This is a genomic window from Agaribacillus sp. DX54 (assembly GCF_056858335.1).
The window spans coordinates 1-278 of sequence record NZ_JBXEQE010000167.1; the positions used below are offsets into that span (position 1 = coordinate 1).

Consider the following 278-nt stretch of genomic DNA (forward strand, 5'->3'; position numbering starts at 1 on the left):
CCGATGGTACTTATACGGTAGATATTACGACCACTGATGCAGATGGCGGGGAGACCACGCAGACGGTAAGCATCGTAATTACTCCTGATATGGAAGCTGTTTACACGATAAATCCTGCTCAGAATGAGGACAATTATTCCAACGGCGATCAATTAGCGAGCGTAGCAGATGCGGATGGGGCGATTACGAGCGCTGTGATTGCTTCAGGCACTTTGCCTACGTGGATGAGTTTGAATGCGACTACTGGTGAGATTACGGTGAACGATGCGACTCAAGTC

1 protein-coding gene is annotated in these 278 nt (G+C 48.9%); it reads left to right on the forward strand.

All coding sequences use genetic code 11. The features are described 5' to 3' along the window. Positions 1-278 (forward strand): putative Ig domain-containing protein (locus tag AC04NP_RS30825; RefSeq protein ID WP_482863982.1); only part of this gene is annotated, 278 nt, incomplete at both ends.